The sequence below is a fragment of the Rothia sp. HMSC069D01 genome (assembly GCF_001810135.1).
Taxonomy (GTDB): Bacteria; Actinomycetota; Actinomycetes; order Actinomycetales; family Micrococcaceae; genus Rothia.
This window is the reverse complement of record NZ_KV800091.1, coordinates 1-20,869: the sequence shown is the minus strand read 5'-3', so window position 1 is coordinate 20,869 and position 20,869 is coordinate 1. Positions and strand designations below refer to the sequence as shown.

The window sequence follows — 20,869 nt, the reverse complement described above, 5'->3', positions numbered from 1 at the left end:
CTGGTGGACGGACTAGAAGTAATACCCGAAAGCCGGGGTGTGATGGGCTGGCTCTGTACAGTAGGCTCCGTGTGGAAAGGCTAGTCGCGAGATTCTGAGGTGAACGTGCGAAGCATCCACACCGGCGGATTCACCGCATCCGTCGAGGAAGACCCGCCCTGAATCATCGAAGCTTCCGCGGTCGGGTAAAGAAGACCCACCTGCCCTCCAGCGGCGTAAGAAGACGAAAAATCCAACGGATACGCGACCGTAGAATCTTTAGCGTCCAAACGAAGGGTTCCTAGAACCCGTCGAACCGCCTCAGGAGTGTATTCACGAACCTGGCTCGTGGCATACGCAAAAGCCAAAAGCGCGTTATGGGAGGGAGCATCCGCCCACACTGCCGATTTCGAGAACGACTGTTCGCCTGACAAATCCTTGAGCGAAGAATCATTCTTCATACGCTCAACCGTTGACACAAATGCCGAAGAAGCGCGACCGGCATCATCAGCACTCAACGCCGCAGCACGTGCCTGCACACGCCCCACAATGCGAATATTGTCAGTCAAGGAACCACCGTTCTCCAGAAGAAGACGTATAAAAGGCTCCGTCAAAGCTTCCTCACCCGCAATCACCGGAGAAGTAATACCCGCCCTCTGAAGAGAACGAAGAACCTTTGCCTGAGTCGACGCCGAACCCGTCAAAACCAGAACAGGAGAAGAGCCCGAAGACTTGTCCCCCAGAAGGCGCGTCAGCTCCTTGAGAATGTCTTTCATGCTGTCTTCATCAGCAGAAACCTGAACGCGATTCGTATAGGGAAGGTCCGGTGCAGAGCCCTCACCCGCATCCAGCAGGATGGTGCGCACACCATCAAGCTGCTGCGAAGAACCCGTGCTAGAGACACCGGCAAGCGAACGAATAGCAGTCGTATAGACCTGCTTCTCCTGCTCAGGGTCCAGAGCAAAACTCCATACCCCATCGCCAGCATCTACCCGGTCATACGCCTCAATCACCGCAACATTGCGTTCCTTAGCGGCAGCCGTAGCACCCCGAAGATGCTCACCCCGAGAAGCAAGCACAATACCCAGAGCACCCTCAGAAGAGAGCTTCTCTACCGCCTCACGGGCACCCTGCTCCGTTCCCTTATCGTTCGCATAAAGAACCTTCACAGAAGACTTACCCAAAGCCAGACGGTACTGCGCAACACGAGCACCCTGAGCATTCAGACGCCACGCAGACCCCTCAGCATCATCACCAAAAGTAGTAACAACACCAATAACAGGCTCACGACCAGACGCAGGAAGAGAAATAGCCTGCTGAACCGTCACCGCAGACGCAGGGTTCGTACCCGTGCCAAGCGGCAAAGGCTGAGGAGTCACAGCGCGCACGCCATACCAGATCCCCACCACCGCAAGGCTAAACAGCACACACAGACTGACACACCACACCACGGTGCGCTGAGTGAGCCGCCTGCCCTCGCGGCGGTGAGGACCTGAATCAGAGCCCAAATGAGGGGAAAACCCCACGGCTAATCACCAATCTGGAAGGTGTACACCGTCTTCACCTCTGCACTGCCAGCATTCGACAGATGGAAGGTCGGCAGCGAACGCAGACGCTGCAGCGACGCCTTGAACTGTGCCTGACGCTTCTGCAGAGCAGCAATATCCTCAGAGCGGAGGTTCGTGTAACCCTGAGCATTCTGCATCGCCAAAGCAAGCTGGTAATCAGCCGCACCAGCCTTCGCGCTATTGCTCTTGAGCGCGCCCAAGAGGCCAGCACCCTCAGCGTTGCTATCACCCAAATCAAGCATGAGCTTCGACAGGTCGTTATTCAGCTGAACGGATGCACCAGCCAAATCTCGGGTAGCGTTCTCAGCGCGGGTACTCAGAGCAACCAGAGAACGCTCAGTCACCGAATCCAGAGACTGACGCAGACCCTCAATACGATCATTCATATCCTTGTGCTGAACCTCGATAGACTCACCAGCCACCTGAACCACAGTATTCGCGGTATCAGTAATGCCAGCAACCGAAGCGGAGAACGCCTCCTTAGCAGCCGAAGCGCTAGAAGAACCATCGCTCGAAACCTTACGAATCTCCTCGCTAATCATGTTCGTCAGGCTCTCGCGAGTCTCATTGGCAGACTCCTTGAACGCTTCCTTAATAGCGGTGGAGAGGTCAGCCTGCATGTTCGTCATATCCTCCAGGTTCTTACCCAAAGCATTGACAGCATCCGAAGCTGAATGGATACGATCACGCAGAGAAACCTTAGCCTCATCAGTAGGCTCTTCCTTCTTTTCCGCGTCCTGGTTCTGCGCGTTTGCGGCATCGTTCAGGGTCTTCTCAACCTCGCCCAGGGCACCATCTACCGCGTTCACAGCGTCGTTAAGGTCCTTGGCGTCGCGAGCCAGACCCTCCTTGGGGTCATCCATCGAAGTAGCGGCAAGAACCTCATCCCACGCAGCTACCGCGGCAGCAATACGCTGCTCCATCGGAGTACGTGCTGCCGGGGTGTTCGAAGTGTAGGTACGCTCGTTCGCGTTCTCCACCGTAATGACGCGAGTATTACCTTCCGTGGCAGTAGGCTCGGCGGAAGGCGCCTCAGAAGAGGGAGCGGCGGAAGGAGCCTCAACCTTCTTCGACGGCTCCTCAGAAGGAGCCACAGAAGCAGACTCAGACGGCGCAGGGCTAGGAGCCTCAGACGGCGCCTCAGAAGACGGGGAAGCAGACGGCGAAGCCGCGCCACCACAAGAAGAAGCCGTCAGGTATCCACGCAGATGCTCCACCTGCTCAGCAGACAGAGAACCGCCACGCTCAGTAGACAGAGCACAAAGCTGCTCCGCCAGTTCCTTATTCTGAGCGCTCATAGAACCAGAACCGTCCACCAGCTCCGCACGAGCAGAAGCCGCACGAGAATGAACGTTCTTGATGCTCTCAATCAGACGGCTCGACGTTTCCTTCATCTGATTCACACTCTGACGAGCCGCACTAACCTTCTCACTCAAAGAACGCACAGCATCAGCATCAAGAGAAGACGGGTCCTTCTCCACCTGTGCAACAAGCTCATCCATCTGACGCTTCAACGCCGAATAGTTGTTGTTCGCACCCTTCAAATACTCCGGCTGCAGGTGATCCACAATCTTCTCACCGGTAGCAACCAGCGCAATCAGAGAGCTCTGCACCGTCACCGACGCACCGAACAGGGCGCAGGTCACCGAACCGTTAGAAGAACAAGTCTCAGCGGTCGGGTGTTCCGGACCGACAATCTCACGAATCGAAGCCGTAAGATCCTGCTGGCAGTCCGAACTTGCCTCCGCATACGCATTCAGAACAGCAGACAGCTGAACCAAGTTACCGTACACGCTACGGCTACTTGCACCCTCCTCACGATGCACAACACAACGACCGCCGCTATGTGAAACAGACACATTGGGGCGCGCCGTCGTATCACCCAGCATCGAGTGAAGAGCAGCAACAGTACGCTCCAACTGAGAAATCAGCTGAGAATTATTAGTACGCGAAGCCTCAGAAAGGTCCTTTTGCAGGCTCTCAATATTCGCCTGCAGACCCTGCATAGTCTTCGTCAACGATTCATTCTGAGTCTTCAGATGCTCGGCAGTGTCCTTACCCAAGGTCGCAGACGTATCATCCAGGCTCTGACGCACCTGAGCAACCTGCGAACTAGCACTAGTCAACGTCGTATTAACCTCGTTGACCGTATCAATAGTGCGCTGCAGAAGCGCCACCTGAGACGCATCCTGAGAGGTGAAACCGTTAGTAATGATTCCTGCACCAGACAAATCAGAAGCAAAACCAGGCTGCACCGAAATGTTGAAGGTAGGCGCACTAAAATCCTTCGCCTTGACCTTCAACACAAAAGAGGAAGAACTACCAGTCACCGGAGGCGCGGAAATAGCACCCCACTGAACAACAGCCTTACCTTCATCATTGGTGCTCACCACACCATTCGTCGACGAATCAGCCGCATCAGGGGTCGTAATAACCTGAGTAGGAGAACCCGAGAGAACAGTAGAAGCAGCAATAGAGAACGGAGTACCAACCGGTGCGGGGCTAGTACGGCTAGTACCGGACGCATCATAGGTGACGTCCTCGGTCTTCACCGTCAGGTTCTCGACCGTAACCTTAATCGTGATTTCGCCGCTGTAGCCGTTCAAATCATTCAGGTTAGTGCCGCTACCGCGCTCAGTAGAATACTGCAGGCTCACACGCACAGGAAGGTCATTAACGACGTCCTTCGGCTTGAACTGCACATTGCTCGAGGAGCTCGTACGATCCTTGTCATTAACGTAAATGTTGGTCGACTCAATCGACGAAACCTCGCCGTCACGACCCATCTGAATATTCACGTTCTGCAGAACATTAGTAGCGTTCTCCACCTGGCGGGGACTCTGAGAAGTAACAGTACCCTTATCGGAAGGGGCACTGTTATTGTTCGTGCCCGTGGAGCAAGAAGAGAAAATAAGTGCCGTCGTGACACCCAAAATCAAAGGGAAGCGGAGTAGACGCTGACGCGCTGTGGTGTGGTTGGTCATGATGATCTTTTCGTTGAGTTATATACCGTGCAGACACACAACAGCGGCAAGTCTGAAACGCCACTGTATAGTGCCCACCTGAGTGGATAGGGTCAGGGGCAAAGCCGGAAAGAGAAAAAGCCCCGTACCACTTTATCAGTCCAATATGGGAAGGTTGATATTTTTTCCTCCTAGTCGGTGCCTCATCAGGATATTCAATTCAACCTTGAGGTGATAGTTAAAGGTATTTTTCATTTCGTTTCAACCTAGTGCACTTACCGAACTCTGTTCGACATAGAAAAACCCCGCGGCTGAGGTCATCTCTCAACCCGCGGCGCTCCACAGTTTAGCTTGCTGCCGGTTCAGCCTCCGGGTCTTCCTCGTCTTCCTTCTCGGGGATAGCAACACCCACGGTCAGGTACCTCTTCGCCAGCAGGTACGAGGCGATCACCGGCACCACATACACCAGCGACAAGCCGCTACCAGACTGCACAACATCAGCGGCAAGACGCACCGCCGCCAAACATCCACCCAAACCCACCAGGGTGACGCAGAAGCCACGCAACACGCCGTACCCGGCAGCGCCCTCCTTAAAGGTCGCCGCCCACAGCTTGAACAGGGAGCGGCGCACAAAAATCAGGAAGACCGGCACCAGGCACAGCACCACCGAAACACCCACAGGCTCATAACCGGCAGTAGCGAACGAAACCACCGGAATCAGCAGGCAGAAGAGCGCCATCAGGGCACTCACACCCAGCACCACCAGGCGTACGTACCGGTTGATGCGCTCCATGCGTCGCAGGTTAGGGATCTCCTCGTTCGGCGCCGCGGCGTTGTAGAAGAACAGCAGAAGAACCAGCGCGGACACCGCCACATACCAGGGCGCGAAATTGATGCCGCCCGCCTGCGGGGTGAGGGCAACCTGCGGGACACCCGCCAGGGAGAGAGCAGCGAGCAGAACAATCGCGGCAACGCAGAGCGTGCCCACCGTCAGCAGAAAGTAGTGGTACGCGCCGCCGTTCTTGGTGTTTTTCACGCACTGCTCACGAGTGCCGTCAATCGTCACGACGGAAAACAGCATTATCGAGATGGGGATGATGCTCCACGCGTATTCACCCGTCATGACGGGGACGAGCGTGAGAAGAACGGATATAGAGAAAAGAATCCACAGGCATACTCGCTGCAGGGTCGGTGAGGAGGCGAGGGCCTCTCCAAAAAAGCCGATGATAAAGTCGCCGATAAAGCTCACGGTGGATTCCTTTCTGCGGGGGTGGGGTTACTCTTTGATCTCTTCAAAGCGGAGGACGCTGAAGTCGAATTCGTCGTTGCGGGTATCGAAGGACTTGTACGCCCTATATTTCTTGCCCGTTTCAAAGTTCTGGAGGTATTTGCGGATGGGTATACCATCAGGGGATTTGCTTGATGTGATGATTCCGCACTCTTCCGTTTCGAATTCACCAGAGATTGAGTAGGGGTCCTCGTGCTCAATGATTTCGACTGAGGTAACAGTGCAGATAGCGGATTCATTGCCCGGGTTGTAGTTGGTCATAAAATGTAAGGACGCGAAGAACCCTAGAATGACTACTACGGTTATGATGGAGCCACGTGCATCCCATACATCTTTTGCTATGTCGCGAAGATACTCTTTGAAATCGACTTTATTCTTCTTTTTCTTGGTGTATCTCTTTTTGTTGATCTTCTTTGGAGTCCCAGTTTCGGTAATGTAATTCGCCTCTGGGTAACTATTTTTCTTCGAGGTGTTCCTTTTCTTTGAAACGTTCTTTTTCCTGGGGGAGTTCTTTTTCACTGCTCTTCATCTTCTTTCTGGGCTGCGGGCTGTTATTCTGTGATTTCTTCAAAGCGGGTCGTCTCAAAGAGCTGCGCTCATGGTGCGTACGTCCTTGTGCGGTAATGGTTGGTGAATCATGCCCGCCCCGGTGAGGTGGTGGGCACATCCTTAGCCTATCGCACCGTATCTGACCAGAAGGTTAACTCGATGCGATGCTCGGGTGAAGACTGGGCGACCATTCACCAGAGGGCCGGGACCCGTGCGTGACCACCCAATTTCCTGAGCTGCCATGAGGGGGACTCTGCCCCTCCTGCATTGTTGAGGGTGTGGACTAAAGCGAACTAGTGTGCAGACGTTGCATGGAAAGCCTCGGGTGGTGCGAGTTGAAGACTCGCACCACCCGAGGCTTTATTTTTAGCTCATGAGCTGGTTATTCTTTGATTTCTTCAAGGCGAAGAGTGTCAAAGTTTCTACCATCATTTCTCGTGCTCCATGTTTTATACATCTTATACTTCTTCCCAGGCTGAATTTCGGAAACGCACGCTGGAATATTCTTTCCATATGGTGCTTCATACATTTTAATAGTTCCGCATTCTTTTGTTTCAAAAACACCAATGAGTGCAACATCATTCATATTTCCAAGCATCCCACCTCGTTCTTTAGTGTAGGCAGATTCTATAGTGCAGATAGAGTAGGATCCGTGACTATCATCATGGAGAAAAAATTGAAGACATGAATAAAATACAATGAGTGTAATACCAAGAATTATTGCAAATCGATGTTCCTGCTTCCAGGTATTCGGATATTTTTTACGCATTTTCCAAGGTGGCATTGCTTTCCTACTTTCAGCGTCTTGTCTGGTGGGTTTGCCGCAGGTTCTGGAGCTGCGAACTATTATTCCTTGATTTCTTCAAAGCGGGTCGTTACAAAATCTTGATCTTTCTTAGGTGAACGATTTGAAACATGGAACAGGTACTTTTTTCCTGGCTGCGCCGTCTTGACATATGCAGGAATCTTCCACCCCTCAGGGGGTTCAAACATTGTGAGGGTGCCGCACTCCTCCGTCTCAAAGACGCCCTTCAAACCAATATCAGTCATGCCACCAAGGTCTGTGCCGCGACGCTCTTGCGTGTACGCCTTAGTCACGGTGCAGGTGGCGGTGAAACCGTCACTGTCATCACGTAGATTTATAGGAATAATAAAAAAGATATACCCAACGCACATCGTCAGAAAAAGCATTGTAATTCTTTCCGACCATTTGTTATGAGATTCCATCACTCACCTCATTTCTCACGAGAATTCGGGGCCTTCTTTGCCTCGCGCGCCTGCTGACGCTCCAACCTACGCGCCTCATTACGAACAGCCTTACGGCGGCGACGCTGACGCTCACTCTTCGTCACACCCACCACATACTTCGTCTTACACAAGTCATAAAACTGGGCGTAAATATCGCGCGAAGAACCATACATCCCCACCACGCTCATCACATCCAGTCCGTCTTCCTCAGCCCAATGCCCATGATCATCACGGTAAAGCACCTGCGCCATCAGGATCGTCGCATCAAACTGATACGGGTCAAAACTACAAGTGCGTTTACCCATCTCAGTACTGCCAATACGCAAGAACCCGTTCTTGCCGTTGTTCTCCACATGGGCAAACGTGATGGACGGGTAGGTGAAAGTGCGTTCCTTCCACCGCCAGTTACGCCACCGCACGCAATCCTCGCGTAGCTCAAGGTAGAAGGCGTAGCAGTGGTTCAGTGGGAGAGCGCCCAGCAGACCAAGCCCAAAGGCACCTATAAACAGCAGAACCCATTGATTAACAATCTCTCGGTCACCGGAAGGACGCGGATATCCCAGGCTCAGCCAAATAATAGGCCAGATGACGAACCCAAGGATTGTGGCGCTCCAAGAGAAGAGAAATCCGAAAAGGGGCCTTTTCTGTCTCTTATTCAGCGTGGGTTTGCCGAGCTTAATACGGATACCCGGTATCAGGGCGACGATAAGTCCTGCGAGGGCTCCGTCTTCTGCTGCGCTCATGGTGTGTACGTCCTTGTGCGGTAGTGGTTGGTGAATCACGCCCGCCCCGGTGAGGTGGCGGGCACATCCTTAGCCTATCGCACCCAATCTGGACGGGAGGTTAACTCGACGCAATGCTCCGGTGAAGACTCGGCAACCACTCCGCAGAAAACGCGAATCTGGGCTTAACCACCCAATTTCCTCGGCTACTCTGAGAACGAACCCGCACCCTCCGCATCGCTGCCGGAAGGCTGCCGGTCACCGATAGATAGAAAGGCTGGTGAGCGACCATGGTCAACACCATCATGATTTTCATATGGGGCGCACTTGACTCCCTGCTGATTTACAAGGTCCTCCGCACCGTAGTCACATACGAACTCAACCGACACCGCGAAAAGAAGCTACGCGCCGAAGCTGTATACGTCATGCGAACGAACCGCTTCGAAATTGCTACCTATGCCCTAGTAATTCTCTCGTTTGCGATAGGAGTCTTCGTCATTCACCTAGGGGAAGACGTAGGATTCCACTTCGCATTCGACTTTATTGGCCTCGGCATGACCGGCTTTTTTATGTTCTTCTTCTGGAACGGCGCCGGTACCTACACTAAAATCTCGCCCGAAGGAATCGAAAGGGGAGAGCCGTGCAACGATACGGTGTTCTTCCCGCTCAACGCGATTGACTCGGTCTCATACGACAACAACACCGACCGCGAATACGCAGACTCCCTCCACTTCTACACAAAATCCGGCAAACTGGTCACAGAATTCTGCCCCGTCTTCGGCAGCTACCCCCTCCTCGCAATGACCCGCTTCAGGATTGAAAACGAGCGCTGGCCAGACATGAGCAACCCTGACGACATTGCCCAGATTGATGCCTGGGCGAACCGCCGCTCTACCCTCCGGTACTTCAGCTACGGCAAAATCAGTGGTCTCGCCGAAGTAGACATGTAGCCCGCAATTTAGGCTGTTTTCAGCCCGTATTGAGTGCGTGCCCGGCGTGTTTTCAACCAATATTTCCGCAATTTTTCTGCCGGAAAAACGTTGACTAGCCCGCATGATCTAACCCTCAACTAGAAGGTGTACTCTGCACGTAAAAACATTAACGTTGAGGCTTACAATAAAAAAGGTTTAACGCACAGCCGCACGCCGTGCACACACCATGTCACTTCACAGAAACACCGACCCCGAAAGGCACACCATGGCCACCAAGAAGCCCGCACGCCTCACCCGCCGCGCAGCACTCGCCGCCGCAGGCGCAGGCGCAGCAACCGCCCTCGGCGCACTGCTCACCCCCGCGCAGGCAACCACCTACCGCCCCACCGTGCGCCGCAACCCCTACAACCGCTACTACTCCGACCGTTACGGCCGCCGCACCCGCATCGTCATCAGCGACTACTACGGCAGCTCCTACAGCCACTACTACTATTACGGCGGCTAAAAAATACCAAGCCCAATAAACATATACTGTAAGACGGCACTACATTCGTGTAGTGCCGTCTTCCCGTTAGATGCCGCAGGCATCACCCGCACCACGGTGCGGAAAACACACCACAGATAGAGAGAAAAAATGAAGAACGTAACCCGCCGATCCGCACTCGGCCTGTTTGCCGCAGCCGGTGGCGCAACCCTCCTGGCGGCATGCGGTTCGCAGTCCCAGGCATCCAGCGGCTCTGCATCTGCATCCGGTAGCGCTTCTACCTCGGATGCCGAAGTTAACAACGCACGCGCCGACTACTCCGGTCCTGCTGTCCTGGACGGTTACACCTCCAAGCCTGCTGACTACCAGCTGGCAACCCGCACCGAGCCGGCCAAGAACGTGCCCGTGCCGACCAAGCCCGCCGTCGCCAACGAGAACAGCGTGGAGGGCCTGTACCAGTCCATCGCGTTCTTCGGCGCAGCCATGGAATACTACATGCGTACCGGTAAGACCGAGCCCCTGCGTGAAAGCGCCATGGACAAGAGCGAACTCAAGTCGATGCTCGAGCCGGAAGACGGCACCCTCGGGGAAAAGCTGGTCAAGGGCGAAGTCTGGATGCACGACCCGACCGTCACCATCACCCTGCTCTCCGCACAGCCCACCCGCGATGGTAAGGCATACACCTGGAATGCTCGCTTCACCCTTACCCGCGGCGAATTCATGGCATCTAAGGATAAGGTTCTGGAGGTCCCCGAAAGCGGTCGTGAGAACGTCAACGAGCGTACCCTGCGCGGTGTGTACGAGAACGGTGCGTGGAAGCTGACCGGCATGAAGTCTGACTCTGAGGCTTCCGCTTCTGCATCGGCTTCTGCTTCCTAAAAGCTGCAGTCTAGAAGCGTATAGCTTCTAACAACAGAAAGGCGCCCGCCCCGTGGATAGAAACCACGAGGCGGGCACCACCACCGTAGATAGAGAGAATCAATGAAGAATGTAACCCGCCGATCCGCACTCGGTATGGTTGTAGCCGCCGGTGGCGCAACCTTCCTCGCAGCATGTGGCGCGCAGCCCCAGGCAACCAGTGGCTCTGCTTCTGCATCCGGTAGCGTATCTGCTTCCGCGTCGGCATCCAAGAGTGTTCGTAGCGACTACTCCGGTGTTGCAGTCCTGGAGGGCTACACCTCCAAGCCTGCTGACTACCAGCCTGGAACTCGCACCGAGCCGTCCAAGAATGCACCCGTGCCCGTGAAGCCTGCTGTTGTCAACGAGAACAGCGTAGAGGGTCTGTATCAGTCCATCGCGTTCTTTGGCGCAGCCATGGAATATTACATGCGCACCGGCAAGACCGAGCCGCTGCGTGAATGTGCACTCGATAACTCCGAGCTGAAGAACTTCCTCGAACCTGACGCACGTTCCCTGGGCGCTGGTCTGCAGCAGGGCAAGATTTGGATGCAGGACCCGGCTGTCACCATCACCATGCTTACCCCGCAGCCTGAGCGTGACGGTGATACCTACAACTGGGATATCCGCCTGACCATGGACCCCGGCGAGTTCATTGCAAGCAAGGAACGCGTGCAGGAGGCCCCCTCTGAATCAGAACGTAAGGAAGAGGTGGACCGCACCCTGCACGGTGTGTACGAGAACGGCGCGTGGAAGCTGACCGGTATGCGTAATTCTTCTTCCTCTTCTTCTGCATCGGCTACCGCTTCGGCTTCTGCTTCCTAAAAGCTTCAGCTTAGAAGCGTATAGCTTCTAGAACTAAAAAGGTGCCTGCCCCGTGGAATAAACCCACGAAGCGGGCGCCTTTCTTATATACGCAATAAAGCATATACCCTTATCGGGATGCTACCAGATGCGCACGCGCTCCTCCGGAGCCAGGTACAGTGCATCGCCCTCAGAGACACCAAACGCCTCGTAGAACTCATCAATATTGCGCACCACACCGTTCACACGGAACTCATCCGGCGAATGCGGATCCACCGAAATCATCACCTCAGCATGCTGCGGGCGGGACTTCGTGCACCAGCCGCGAGCATTCGAGAAGAAGAAACGCTGAATACCGGTCATGCCGTCAATCACCGGCGCGTCAGCCAGCGACTCAATGCCCTGCTTCTTCAAAGCCAGACGGTACGCCTTCAACGCAATCGACATGCCAGCTAGGTCGCCAATGTTCTCGCCCAGAGTCAGCTCACCGTTCACGTGGAACTTCGGGTCCAGACCCACCGGAACGTACGCGTTGTACTGCTCCACCAGCGCGGAGGTGCGCTCCTTGAACTTCGCGTAATCCTCCTCAGTCCACCAGCTCTCCAGCTTGCCGTCACCGTCGTAGCGGGAACCCTGATCGTCAAAACCGTGACCAATCTCGTGGCCAATAATCATGCCGATATTGCCGTAGTTCGCCGCATCGTCAGCATCCGGGTTGAAGTACGGCGGCTGCAGAATCGCTGCCGGGAACACAATCTCATTCGCCGGCGGCATGTAGTACGCGTTCACGGTCTGCGGAGTCATCAGCCACTCCGACTTATCCACCGGCTGACCCTTACGGGCAATCAGCCAGTCAGCGTCAAACGCACCGGTACGGCGCAGGTTCTCGAACAGGTCACCGGGCGCCAGCTCCAGTGCGGAGAAGTCACGCCACTTATCGGGGTAACCAATCTTGGTGACGAACTTCGACAGCTTCTCCAGCGCCTTCTGGCGGGTTGCCTCAGTCATCCAGTCCAGCGACTCAATAGACTCGCGGTACGCCTCCAGGAGGTTGCCGACCAGAACCAGCATCTTCTCCTTGTGCGAAGGCGGGAAATGCACAGCCACGTACTCCTGGCCAATCTCTTCGCCCAGAGCCTTCTCGACAGCGCCCACGCCGCGCTTCCAGCGCTCACGAATCTGCTGGGTACCGGAGAGGGTCTTGCCGTAGAAGTTGAAGCTTTCCTGAACCAGTTCGTCGTACATGAACGGCGCACGTGAACGCAGAACAGTCCACACAGCCCACAGCTTCCAGCTCATCAGCGGGATGGAGGTGAACAGCTTAGCCGCACCCTCAAAGAAGGACGGCTGAGCCACAATAACCTGACCCAGGGTCTCCGGGTCGGCACCCAGAGCCAGCAGCCACTGCGAGAACGGGAAGCCGGGGAACTTCTCGTCCAGCTCGGTAGCCTGGTACGGGTTGTAGGTCGCCTCCGCGTCGCGGTTCTCCACGACGTTCCAGTGCAGGCGAGCCAGCTCAGACTCGTGAGTGAACACCAGCTGAGCCGCCTGCTCCGGGGTGAGACCGAAGCCCTCAGCCAGACCGGTCAGCTGGAACATGCGGGCAATATGCTCAACATACGCCGCGCATGCAGCCTCGTGCTTCTCTTCACGGTAGTAGGATTCGTCCGGCAGGCCCAGACCCGACTGGTACAGGAAGAACGTGTAATTCTTCGGGTCCTTCGGGTCGTTGCTGGTGTACCAGGCGAACAGCTGCGGCAGACCCGCACGAGACAGCAGCGCCAAGGTCACAGCCAGGTGGGAGGGGGTTGCCGAGTTTAGAATCGGGGCGATCTCCTTCAGCAGTGGCTCCAGGCCGTCCGCCTCAATCTTCTCAACATCCATGAAGGAGTTGTAGAGCGCGCCAATACGGGACTCCGGCTGCTCCTTCGCAATCTTCTCCACCAGCTCACGCACGTGCTTCTCTGCGTTATCGCGGAGGGTGTACAGGCCGCCGTCCTTGGGGCGGTCCGCCGGGATTTCGTGGGTAGCAAGCCACTTACCGTTGACGTGGCGGAAGAAATCGTCGCCCGGCTTGACGGTTTCATCCACCCATTCTTTAGTGATTCCAGAGTTAGTAGTCATGGTTCCATTCTAGGTTCTTAACGTAAGAAGCCACACGATTACCGACAAGCCACCATATGGTGACTCACCAGCAAACGTGTGGCTTCCCTACACGAAAGACTGGGCAATTATGCCTGAGCCGCCAGCTTCTCTGCACGCTCAGCCATCAGACGCTTCTCAGCACCGTTAACCAGCCAGAGGAACAGAACCGCCAGACCCGAGCACACAATCATGAAGACGAACGCGGTGCTCCAACCCCAGTGGTCAACAATAATGCCGATACCGGCAGAAGCCAGGGTCGCACCCAACGCGTAACCGAACAGGCCGGTGAAGCCCGCAGCGGTACCCGCAACATGCGAGGGGGATAGGTCAATAGCCTGCAGACCAATCAGCATGACCGGGCCGTAAATCAGGCCACCAATCAGAGCCAACGCAACGTACGCAATCCACAGCGGCGCATCCGAAGAAGGCAGCCAGTACAGCAGAATCGCGCCAACGGTCGCAATCAGGAACAGGATACCCGCGGGGGAGCGGCGACCCTTGAACATGCGGTCAGAAACGTAACCGCACAGGACGGTACCACCAATACCGGCAAGCTCCAGAATCGAGAAGCCCGCAATACCACCCTCAAGGGAAGCGTGGCGCACATCGTGCAGGTACTTCGGCGCCCACACCAGCACACCGTAACGCAGGGTGTACACGAACACGTTTGCCAGCGCCAGGTACACCATGGTCGAGTTGGTCAGCACGTGCTTACGGATGGTGGTCCAAGTGGACTCCGCACGATCCTCAGCGGTGGACTCAACCTTGTGCGGGTCGTTGCGGTACACGTCAACGGTGGGCAGACCCTCAGCCTCGGGGTTATCACGAATCAGTAGCCACGCCACGAACGCCAGAACGAAGCTGATGACGGCCGGGAACCAGAATGCAACCTCCCAGGTCTTACCGAACAGGGAGAAGCCCCAGGCCACCAGCAGGCCGGACAGCGCACCACCGACGTTGTGGGCGGTGTTCCACCACGAAACCTTCGCGCCGCGCTCGCTGGTGGAGAACCAGTTCACGAGCACACGACCCGAGGGCGGCCAGCCCATGCCCTGGAAGATGCCGTTGAAGACCATGATGGTCGCCATGATGGAGGCGATAGCGGCACCGTAGCCGGCCGCGCCCGCGCCTTCACCCATGTAGCCGGTCAGTGCCAGCAGAATGTTTGCAATACCCGAGAGCACCAGGCCGATGGGCAGGAACAGACGCGCGTTCGAGCGGTCGGAAATCATTGCGGTCAAGAACTTGCTGAAGCCGTAAGCCAGCAGCAGTGCCGTGGACAGTGCACCAATTGCTGCGTTGCTGAAGCCAAGTTCCTTGGTCAGAATCGGGGTGACCAGCGGGACGTTGTTACGAATCAGGTAGAAGGTCGCGTAACCGATGAAGATACCCATGAAGACCTGCAGGCGCATGCGTGGGTACTTCGCATTAACTTCTGCTTCGCTGAGCTGGGGCTTGGGTGCCGGAATAGCGAGCCAGCGGGGTACAGAACCCTTCTTCTTCTTTGATGAAGTGGTAGTAGTCATGCTGGAATTCTAAAAACGAATTCTTATAAAAATGCTAATCCGATGGGCATATGTGCATAGTCTTGCTTGTTAAGGTGAACGGATATTCAGAACGTTTATTCTTTAAAATGTGTTTTTACCCCGTAAATTCGGGGAAGTTCAAAGAATGTGTGATGCATATCTAGCTACTGGGCAACATTGCCGCAGGTTAGTCAATGAATATAAATACTTTCCCATTGAGTAAGTATGTGTTTTGGTCAGACCACACTTAAATTTAGAGTAATTTATACCCTAAGTTCAAATAAAAACCACCTCAACACCGCTAAATCAGCACCCAAAACGGCACAGAAAACCCGCCCGCACGGTGCAGAAGAATCCGTGCGGGCGGGCCCGTTATCTATCCCCAAAAGTTCGGCATACAGCCGGTACGCATACCGGCTCGAAGCCGAACAGCCGCCACCTGCCGCAGGTCACCGCGAGCAAACCATCATCCGGTCAACCCGCAGCAGGCAGCGGAACCAAGAGGCGCCTCCTAGAGGGATGCGCGAATCGCCTTGGTGGCGTCCACCAGGTGACGCAGAGACTGCTTGGTCTCCTCGTAATCACGAGTCTTCAGGCCGCAGTCAGGGTTCACCCACAGGTCAGCAATGGTGCCGTAACCAATCGCAGCCTTCAGCAGGGACTCAATCTCCTCCTGCGAAGGAACACGCGGGGAGTGGATGTCCCACACGCCCGGGCCCAGACCGGAAACGAAGCTCTCCGGAATGTCAGCCAGCAGCTCCATGTGCGAACGAGCCGCCTCAATACTGGTGACGTCTGCGTTCAGAGCGTTAATCGAGTCGATAATCTCGTTGAACTCCGAGTAGCACAGGTGGGTGTGAATCTGAGTGGAATCCTTCACCGCGCTGGTTGCCAGGCGGAAGGAGTTCACCGACCAGTCCAGGTACTGCGGCTGCTCATCGCGGCGCAGGGGCAGCAGCTCACGCAGAGCCGGCTCGTCCACCTGAATGATGCGGATGCCCGCCTGCTCCAGGTCGGCAATCTCGTCGGCAAGAGCCAGAGCCACCTGGTTAGCGGTCTCGCGGCGCGGCTGGTCGTCACGCACGAAGGACCACGCCAGAATCGTCACGGGGCCGGTGAGCATGCCCTTGACGGGCTTGTCGCTCAGTGACTGTGCGTGGGAGCTCCACGGCACGGTGAATGCCTCACCGCGCAGACCCTCGCCGTGACGCTTCACGTCACCGAACAGGATCGAGGGGCGGGTGCAACGCGAACCGTAGGACTGAACCCAACCGTGGCGGGTGGTTGCGAAGCCGTCGAAGTTCTCGGCGAAGTACTGAACCATGTCGTTACGCTCGGCCTCACCGTGAACCAGCACGTCCAGGCCCAGCTCCTCCTGCAGCTTGATGACCGAGGCAATCTCGTCACGCAGGAAGCCGTTCAGCTCCTCGGCGGAAATCTTGCCCGCACGAGCCTCCGCACGGCGGCGGCGAATCTCAGCAGTCTGCGGGAAGGAACCGATGGTGGTGGTCGGCAGCTTCGGCAGGTTCAGGTCAGCCTGAGCCGCGCGGCGAACGTCAATGGTCGGACGGTCGAAGTCCTCGGCGGTTACAGCTGCGGCGCGGGCACGAATCTCGTCGTTGTGCTTGCGCGGGTCGGCGGCGAAGCGAGCCAGCGCCTCGTCAGCAGCCTTCAGCTCCGGCTCAACAGCAGCCTCACCCTCGGCCAGGCCACGAGCCAGCAGGGCGATCTCGGCAACCTTCTGGTCGGCGAATGCCAGGCCGTCCACGGGAACCTCGGCGGGGTCTTCCAGAGCCAGGTCGTGCGGCACGTGCTGCAGGGAGGTCGAGGAGGACACCGACACGGCACCCTCGGATGCGCCGGGCAGCGCCTCCAGAGTCTTCAGAGCCGCGCGAACATCGGCACGCCACACGTTACGGCCGTTCACAACACCGGCAACCAGGTGCACGCCGGCGGCAGAAACGGACTCCAGCTCAGCCTTCGAGTACACGCCGTGCACCAGGTCAAGGTGCAGAGCCTCAATGCCGGTACCCAGCAGAGCCGGCAGGTTCTCACGCAGGGAACCGTAGGGGCTGGTCACCAGAATCTGCGGGCGCTTCTCGGCGGCAGCCAGGGTACGGTAGGTGCGCTCGGCCAGCTCGGCAACCTTCGCGTTGTCGGCACGGTCCACGGTCAGGCCCGGCTCGTCCAGCTGAACCCACTCAACACCGCGCTCAGCCAGCTGCTCCAGCACCTGAGCGTACGCTACAACGAACTCATCCAGACGGTCGATGGGTGCGAAGTCTTCAGCGGAACCCTGCTCGGCCTTAGCGCCCAGCAGCAGGGTCAGCGGGCCAACAATCTGCGGGCGGACCTTCACGCCAGCCTGCTTTGCGACCTCGAGCTGCTCGTCAATAGCCTCAAGGTTCAGCTTAATCTCGGTGCCGGCACCGATCTCAGGCACCAGGTAGTGGTAGTTGGTGTCGAACCATTTAGTCATCTCCAGAGGAGGCAGGGTCTCGGTACCGCGCGCCAGTGCGAAGTAGCCGGGCAGATCCAGCAGACCGCGTGCATCCTTAGCCTCAGCCAGACGCTCGGGAACCAGGGTGAACAGGCGAACAACGTCGAGCACCTGGTCGTAGTAGGAGAAGGTTGCCGGAATCGAGTAGTTATCAGCCTTCAGGCCGGCAGCGGTCACGCGCTCGAAGTAGGTGCGCTGCACGTCAGCGGCGGTGTCCTGCAGCTCCTGCAGGGTTGCCTTGCCCTTCCAGAAAGCCTCCTGAGCCTTCTTCAGCTCGCGGAAGCGGCCCACGCGGGGGTAGCCAACAATGGTTGCGGCGGGGAATGCGGTGTTCGACATAATATTTTTTTCCTTTACTGGGGATAGATAGGGGAGTCGGTTCCGGTGTTTTACCACCCGACTGTGGGTGGTGAAACGGAGAACTCAACAACTCCCGGAATATTTGTGGGGGAGACAATGGGAACGCATCCGACAAGGAGCGTTACGGGTTGGGTTAGGCGTATTCCAGTTCGCTCAGCGGCTGAGAGAAACGGTTACTGTACCGCGGCAAATCCAGCTGATCCAGAACGTCCAGAACCGCCGCATGCTCGTTGAAGGTGAAGAAGTGCAGACCCGGTGCGCCCGCATCCATCACGGCGCGGCACTGGTTCAACGCATACTTAACACCGATGCGGTGCAGCTCAGCGTCACTGGTTGCCGTCTCTAGGGCGTAGGCGAGGTCCGTCGGGACTTCCATGCCCGCCATCTGGCAGAGATTCTGCAGGCGCTTCAGGGAGGTTACCGGCATGATGCCCGGAATAATCGGAATATCTACGCCCGCCAGGTGCGCCGAATCGACCAGGGCGCTGTAGCGTTCATCCTCAAAGAACACCTGAGTAATCGCGAAATCTGCGCCGGCACGCTGCTTGGACAGCAGAATCTCAATATCCTGCAGCAGGGATGCGGACTCGGGGTGCTTCTGCGGGTATGCCGCCACACCAATCGACACCTTGCCAGCTGCCAGGTGGGCAAAATCTTCACGCTCCACGCGGCGAATGAGTTCCACCAGGTAGCGGGCGAAAGGAAGCTCAGAAACCTGACCTTCCTGAATATCACCGCGAAGAGCCAGGAAACCGCGCACGCCCAGACCCAGAATCAGGCGGACCGCACGCTCCAGCTCATGCACCGAATGGCCAGCACAAATCAGGTGAGCCAGCGGGGTGAGGGAGGTTTCATGCACCAGGTGGTCGAGCAGCGCCAGGGTCTTCTGGCGGCGCTTAGCGTCACCGGCGTAGGTGACCGACACGTAGTCGGGGTTGGTGCCCTCAAGCTCCGCAATGGTGCGGAGCAGCGACTCACAGCTCGCCTGTGAGCGCGGAGGGAATAGCTCAAAAGAAAGAGCCGGGTGAACTGTAGCCATAACCATCCTTCGTGTTCACCCGATAGATACGCACCGTGAGGGTGCGCGAATTCTTCTGCAGGATGCGCTGTACCGGTTTGCGAGTACGACTCATCAAGGGGTGCCGAAGGGTATTCTTCTCTATCGGTTCTGGCGGGAGCACCTTGTCCGTACCCTGCACCGTGACGGTGGGGGATACTGGCGAGGTTGCTGCGACGTCGACGAGCCAGATCTCTCGGTCGCTCTTGATAGATAACACTTTCACTCTACCCACTGCCTCCGAGGGTGCGCAAGGGATGCGGCGGTTGATGTCCTAATATTTCTGGACATGACATTGAGGCGAAATATGAACTTAATATGACTGACTATGACGAAGGGGGCTGGGGAGTATTGCGGATGGAGGTGTTGGCTGGCTCTTGGGTGCCCGGCACTATCGTAGATATGTCTGCTTAATATTCTTGGACACGCGCGAATATGTGTGTTTTATCTTTCAGTGAGAGGTAGGGTAACTAATAACTAATGAGGCACGGGTAGTGTTTCAATGTCCGCTCATCGAGGAGTTTCAGGACCCAAAGATGAGTTCAATATGACTTTGTGAGCGTGGTGAGAATGAAAAATCTATTTTCTTCTATACTCTGGTCTTTCCGCCTAGCCTGGAAAACCTGTCCTGGGACCCTAGTGAGCGTCGCCCTATCGCTAGCCGTCATAGCCTGCATTCCCCTGAGCCAGTCCCTGCTGATCGGTAATACAGTATCAGCCTTGAGCGGTTCAAATGGTGGCACAGCATGGATTTATATTGTTGCTCTTGCCCTTGTCGTTGGAATTAATATCATTGCTCAACGCTGGGTAAGAAGTAACATGCTTATCCTCAAATCAAAGATGAACTATCGGGTTCACCGCATGTTAAATAACAGGTTATCTACATTTCCGTTGTCTGATATAGGTAGCACAAAATCACAGGAAGATATACGTGCTGCAAGAGAGGCAATATCGAAACAGGAATTGCAGGTTCACACCATGTCAGTTATGACACTGGTGAGTTCCTTTGCGATGGTTTTCCTCCTCTGTTTTAATATTGCAAACGTCAGCATGGTGGCAGCAATTTTTGCGGCACTGTGTTCACTACCCCTATCTATTGCAATGGTAATCCTCGCTAAACGTGATTACGCTATATACACCCTAATGTACGAGGACTATCGGGTAGAGAACTACTATCTAGACAATCTGATAGCTCAAAGTCGCGCCCAAGAACTTCACCTCATGAGAGCCTCCCGATTTTTCTCGCAACGCGTAGCGTCCTGGCGACGCCGGGCAGCCGGTAGGGAATTGAGCCTTGAAAGTGTTAGAGGAATCATCTCCATAGTTGCAGGGCTACTCTGCTCTGTCTTACTCTTTGCGTCCCTGTACTTCCTTGTGGATTCAGGCGCCGATATATCGTATGTGGCCGGATCGCTGATTGGCATCATCGCCTGTGTTAACGCGACCCAAGAGGTGGGATATTCATTCGGCCAGATTATTAATGGAGCATTATCTGTTCAGCAATTCCGAAGGGTATGCGACTCTGATACTTACGACCATGCTTCTGAGATAAAAACTTCTAACCCTAACCGTGAAAATATTTCAAAAATTATATGCAAAGATGTATTCGTTCAGTATGAGGGCGCGTCGTCTTTTGCGCTTAAAGATATTAATCTTGAGCTGATGAATAATCAAATGATTGCAGTAGTTGGTGCCTCGGGCGCGGGAAAAACAACGCTAATAAATGCAATTCTTGGAATTACACCAATTGCCCAGGGGAGCATAACGTATAAGGGTGCTTCTTCTGAGAGTAAATACAACATGTTGGCAAATGTTGGTTTGGTGAGTCAAGACTACGGCCGTTATGA

At 55.7% G+C, this 20,869-nt stretch carries 16 protein-coding genes and 1 riboswitch; of the genes, 5 read left to right on the top strand and 11 right to left on the bottom strand.

Features of this window, described 5'->3' with window-relative positions:
• Positions 1-80: 80 nt before the first annotated feature.
• From HMPREF2710_RS02695 to HMPREF2710_RS02665, 7 genes are all read right to left on the bottom strand, one after another.
• The gene (locus HMPREF2710_RS02695) at positions 81-1,358 is read right to left on the bottom strand and encodes a type 1 periplasmic-binding domain-containing protein (RefSeq protein ID WP_246824515.1); all 1,278 of its coding nucleotides are present in this window, start codon (positions 1,356-1,358) and stop codon (positions 81-83) included.
• Between the two features lie 149 nt (positions 1,359-1,507).
• Positions 1,508-4,531, bottom strand: coding sequence for a chitinase (locus tag HMPREF2710_RS02690; protein WP_070599385.1), 3,024 nt, complete (start codon positions 4,529-4,531; stop codon positions 1,508-1,510).
• 325 nt (positions 4,532-4,856) lie between these two features.
• Positions 4,857-5,759 (bottom strand): hypothetical protein, encoded by a 903-nt coding sequence (locus tag HMPREF2710_RS02685; RefSeq protein WP_070599382.1) that lies wholly within the window; start codon positions 5,757-5,759, stop codon positions 4,857-4,859.
• A 27-nt stretch (positions 5,760-5,786) separates the two neighbouring features.
• A complete protein-coding gene (locus tag HMPREF2710_RS02680; protein WP_049352833.1) occupies positions 5,787-6,317 on the bottom strand; it encodes a hypothetical protein in 531 nt (176 codons plus the stop codon).
• 412 nt (positions 6,318-6,729) lie between these two features.
• Positions 6,730-6,933, bottom strand: a complete 204-nt coding sequence (locus HMPREF2710_RS09485; protein WP_141746596.1) for a hypothetical protein — start codon at positions 6,931-6,933, stop codon at positions 6,730-6,732.
• Between the two features lie 260 nt (positions 6,934-7,193).
• Positions 7,194-7,538 carry a hypothetical protein gene (locus HMPREF2710_RS02670; RefSeq protein WP_049352831.1) on the bottom strand — a complete coding sequence of 115 codons (345 nt, stop codon included), beginning with the start codon at positions 7,536-7,538 and terminating at the stop codon, positions 7,194-7,196.
• 44 nt (positions 7,539-7,582) lie between these two features.
• Entirely contained in the window at positions 7,583-8,338 is a 756-nt protein-coding gene (locus HMPREF2710_RS02665; protein WP_239662334.1) for an ECF transporter S component, read from the bottom strand.
• Positions 8,339-8,607: 269 nt separating this feature from the next.
• Between HMPREF2710_RS02665 and HMPREF2710_RS02660 the strand changes: the two genes are divergently transcribed.
• From HMPREF2710_RS02660 to HMPREF2710_RS02645, 4 genes are all read left to right on the top strand, one after another.
• On the top strand, positions 8,608-9,267 hold the full coding sequence (locus HMPREF2710_RS02660) for an ATP pyrophosphatase (RefSeq protein ID WP_070599380.1): 660 nt from the start codon (positions 8,608-8,610) through the stop codon (positions 9,265-9,267).
• 247 nt (positions 9,268-9,514) lie between these two features.
• On the top strand, positions 9,515-9,754 hold the full coding sequence (locus tag HMPREF2710_RS02655) for a transcriptional initiation protein Tat (protein WP_070599378.1): 240 nt from the start codon (positions 9,515-9,517) through the stop codon (positions 9,752-9,754).
• A 129-nt stretch (positions 9,755-9,883) separates the two neighbouring features.
• Positions 9,884-10,612 (top strand): DUF6318 family protein, encoded by a 729-nt coding sequence (locus HMPREF2710_RS02650; protein WP_070505439.1) that lies wholly within the window; start codon positions 9,884-9,886, stop codon positions 10,610-10,612.
• A gap of 102 nt (positions 10,613-10,714) precedes the next feature.
• Positions 10,715-11,455 (top strand): DUF6318 family protein, encoded by a 741-nt coding sequence (locus HMPREF2710_RS02645; RefSeq protein WP_070599376.1) that lies wholly within the window; start codon positions 10,715-10,717, stop codon positions 11,453-11,455.
• Positions 11,456-11,575: 120 nt separating this feature from the next.
• Here the strand turns inward: HMPREF2710_RS02645 and HMPREF2710_RS02640 are convergent, their stop codons facing one another.
• From HMPREF2710_RS02640 to HMPREF2710_RS02625, 4 genes are all read right to left on the bottom strand, one after another.
• Positions 11,576-13,558, bottom strand: a complete 1,983-nt coding sequence (locus HMPREF2710_RS02640; protein WP_049356126.1) for a M13 family metallopeptidase — start codon at positions 13,556-13,558, stop codon at positions 11,576-11,578.
• A gap of 107 nt (positions 13,559-13,665) precedes the next feature.
• The gene (locus HMPREF2710_RS02635) at positions 13,666-15,105 is read right to left on the bottom strand and encodes an MFS transporter (RefSeq protein WP_070599374.1); all 1,440 of its coding nucleotides are present in this window, start codon (positions 15,103-15,105) and stop codon (positions 13,666-13,668) included.
• Positions 15,106-15,616: 511 nt separating this feature from the next.
• The gene (gene metE, locus HMPREF2710_RS02630; protein ID WP_070599372.1) at positions 15,617-17,944 is read right to left on the bottom strand and encodes a 5-methyltetrahydropteroyltriglutamate--homocysteine S-methyltransferase; all 2,328 of its coding nucleotides are present in this window, start codon (positions 17,942-17,944) and stop codon (positions 15,617-15,619) included.
• Positions 17,945-18,098: 154 nt separating this feature from the next.
• Positions 18,099-19,004, bottom strand: coding sequence for a methylenetetrahydrofolate reductase (locus tag HMPREF2710_RS02625; RefSeq protein ID WP_070505431.1), 906 nt, complete (start codon positions 19,002-19,004; stop codon positions 18,099-18,101).
• Positions 19,005-19,121: 117 nt separating this feature from the next.
• Positions 19,122-19,238, bottom strand: a riboswitch (SAM riboswitch).
• 423 nt (positions 19,239-19,661) lie between these two features.
• Between HMPREF2710_RS02625 and HMPREF2710_RS02620 the strand changes: the two genes are divergently transcribed.
• Positions 19,662-20,869 (top strand): ATP-binding cassette domain-containing protein (locus HMPREF2710_RS02620; RefSeq protein WP_246824514.1); only part of this gene is annotated, 1,208 nt, incomplete at its 3' end.

What these genes read in the sequence shown, in the direction of transcription:
- HMPREF2710_RS02690 (WP_070599385.1), bottom strand. Translation starts at nt 4,531, where the DNA reads ATGACCAACCACACCACAGCGCGTCAGCGTCTACTCCGCTTCCCTTTG.
- HMPREF2710_RS09485 (WP_141746596.1), bottom strand. Translation starts at nt 6,933, where the DNA reads ATGAATGATGTTGCACTCATTGGTGTTTTTGAAACAAAAGAATGCGGA.
- HMPREF2710_RS02670 (WP_049352831.1), bottom strand. Translation starts at nt 7,538, where the DNA reads ATGCTTTTTCTGACGATGTGCGTTGGGTATATCTTTTTTATTATTCCT.
- HMPREF2710_RS02665 (WP_239662334.1), bottom strand. Translation starts at nt 8,338, where the DNA reads ATGAGCGCAGCAGAAGACGGAGCCCTCGCAGGACTTATCGTCGCCCTG.
- HMPREF2710_RS02660 (WP_070599380.1), top strand. Translation starts at nt 8,608, where the DNA reads ATGGTCAACACCATCATGATTTTCATATGGGGCGCACTTGACTCCCTG.
- HMPREF2710_RS02655 (WP_070599378.1), top strand. Translation starts at nt 9,515, where the DNA reads ATGGCCACCAAGAAGCCCGCACGCCTCACCCGCCGCGCAGCACTCGCC.
- HMPREF2710_RS02650 (WP_070505439.1), top strand. Translation starts at nt 9,884, where the DNA reads ATGAAGAACGTAACCCGCCGATCCGCACTCGGCCTGTTTGCCGCAGCC.
- HMPREF2710_RS02645 (WP_070599376.1), top strand. Translation starts at nt 10,715, where the DNA reads ATGAAGAATGTAACCCGCCGATCCGCACTCGGTATGGTTGTAGCCGCC.
- HMPREF2710_RS02640 (WP_049356126.1), bottom strand. Translation starts at nt 13,558, where the DNA reads ATGACTACTAACTCTGGAATCACTAAAGAATGGGTGGATGAAACCGTC.
- HMPREF2710_RS02635 (WP_070599374.1), bottom strand. Translation starts at nt 15,105, where the DNA reads ATGACTACTACCACTTCATCAAAGAAGAAGAAGGGTTCTGTACCCCGC.
- metE (WP_070599372.1), bottom strand. Translation starts at nt 17,944, where the DNA reads ATGTCGAACACCGCATTCCCCGCCGCAACCATTGTTGGCTACCCCCGC.
- HMPREF2710_RS02625 (WP_070505431.1), bottom strand. Translation starts at nt 19,004, where the DNA reads ATGGCTACAGTTCACCCGGCTCTTTCTTTTGAGCTATTCCCTCCGCGC.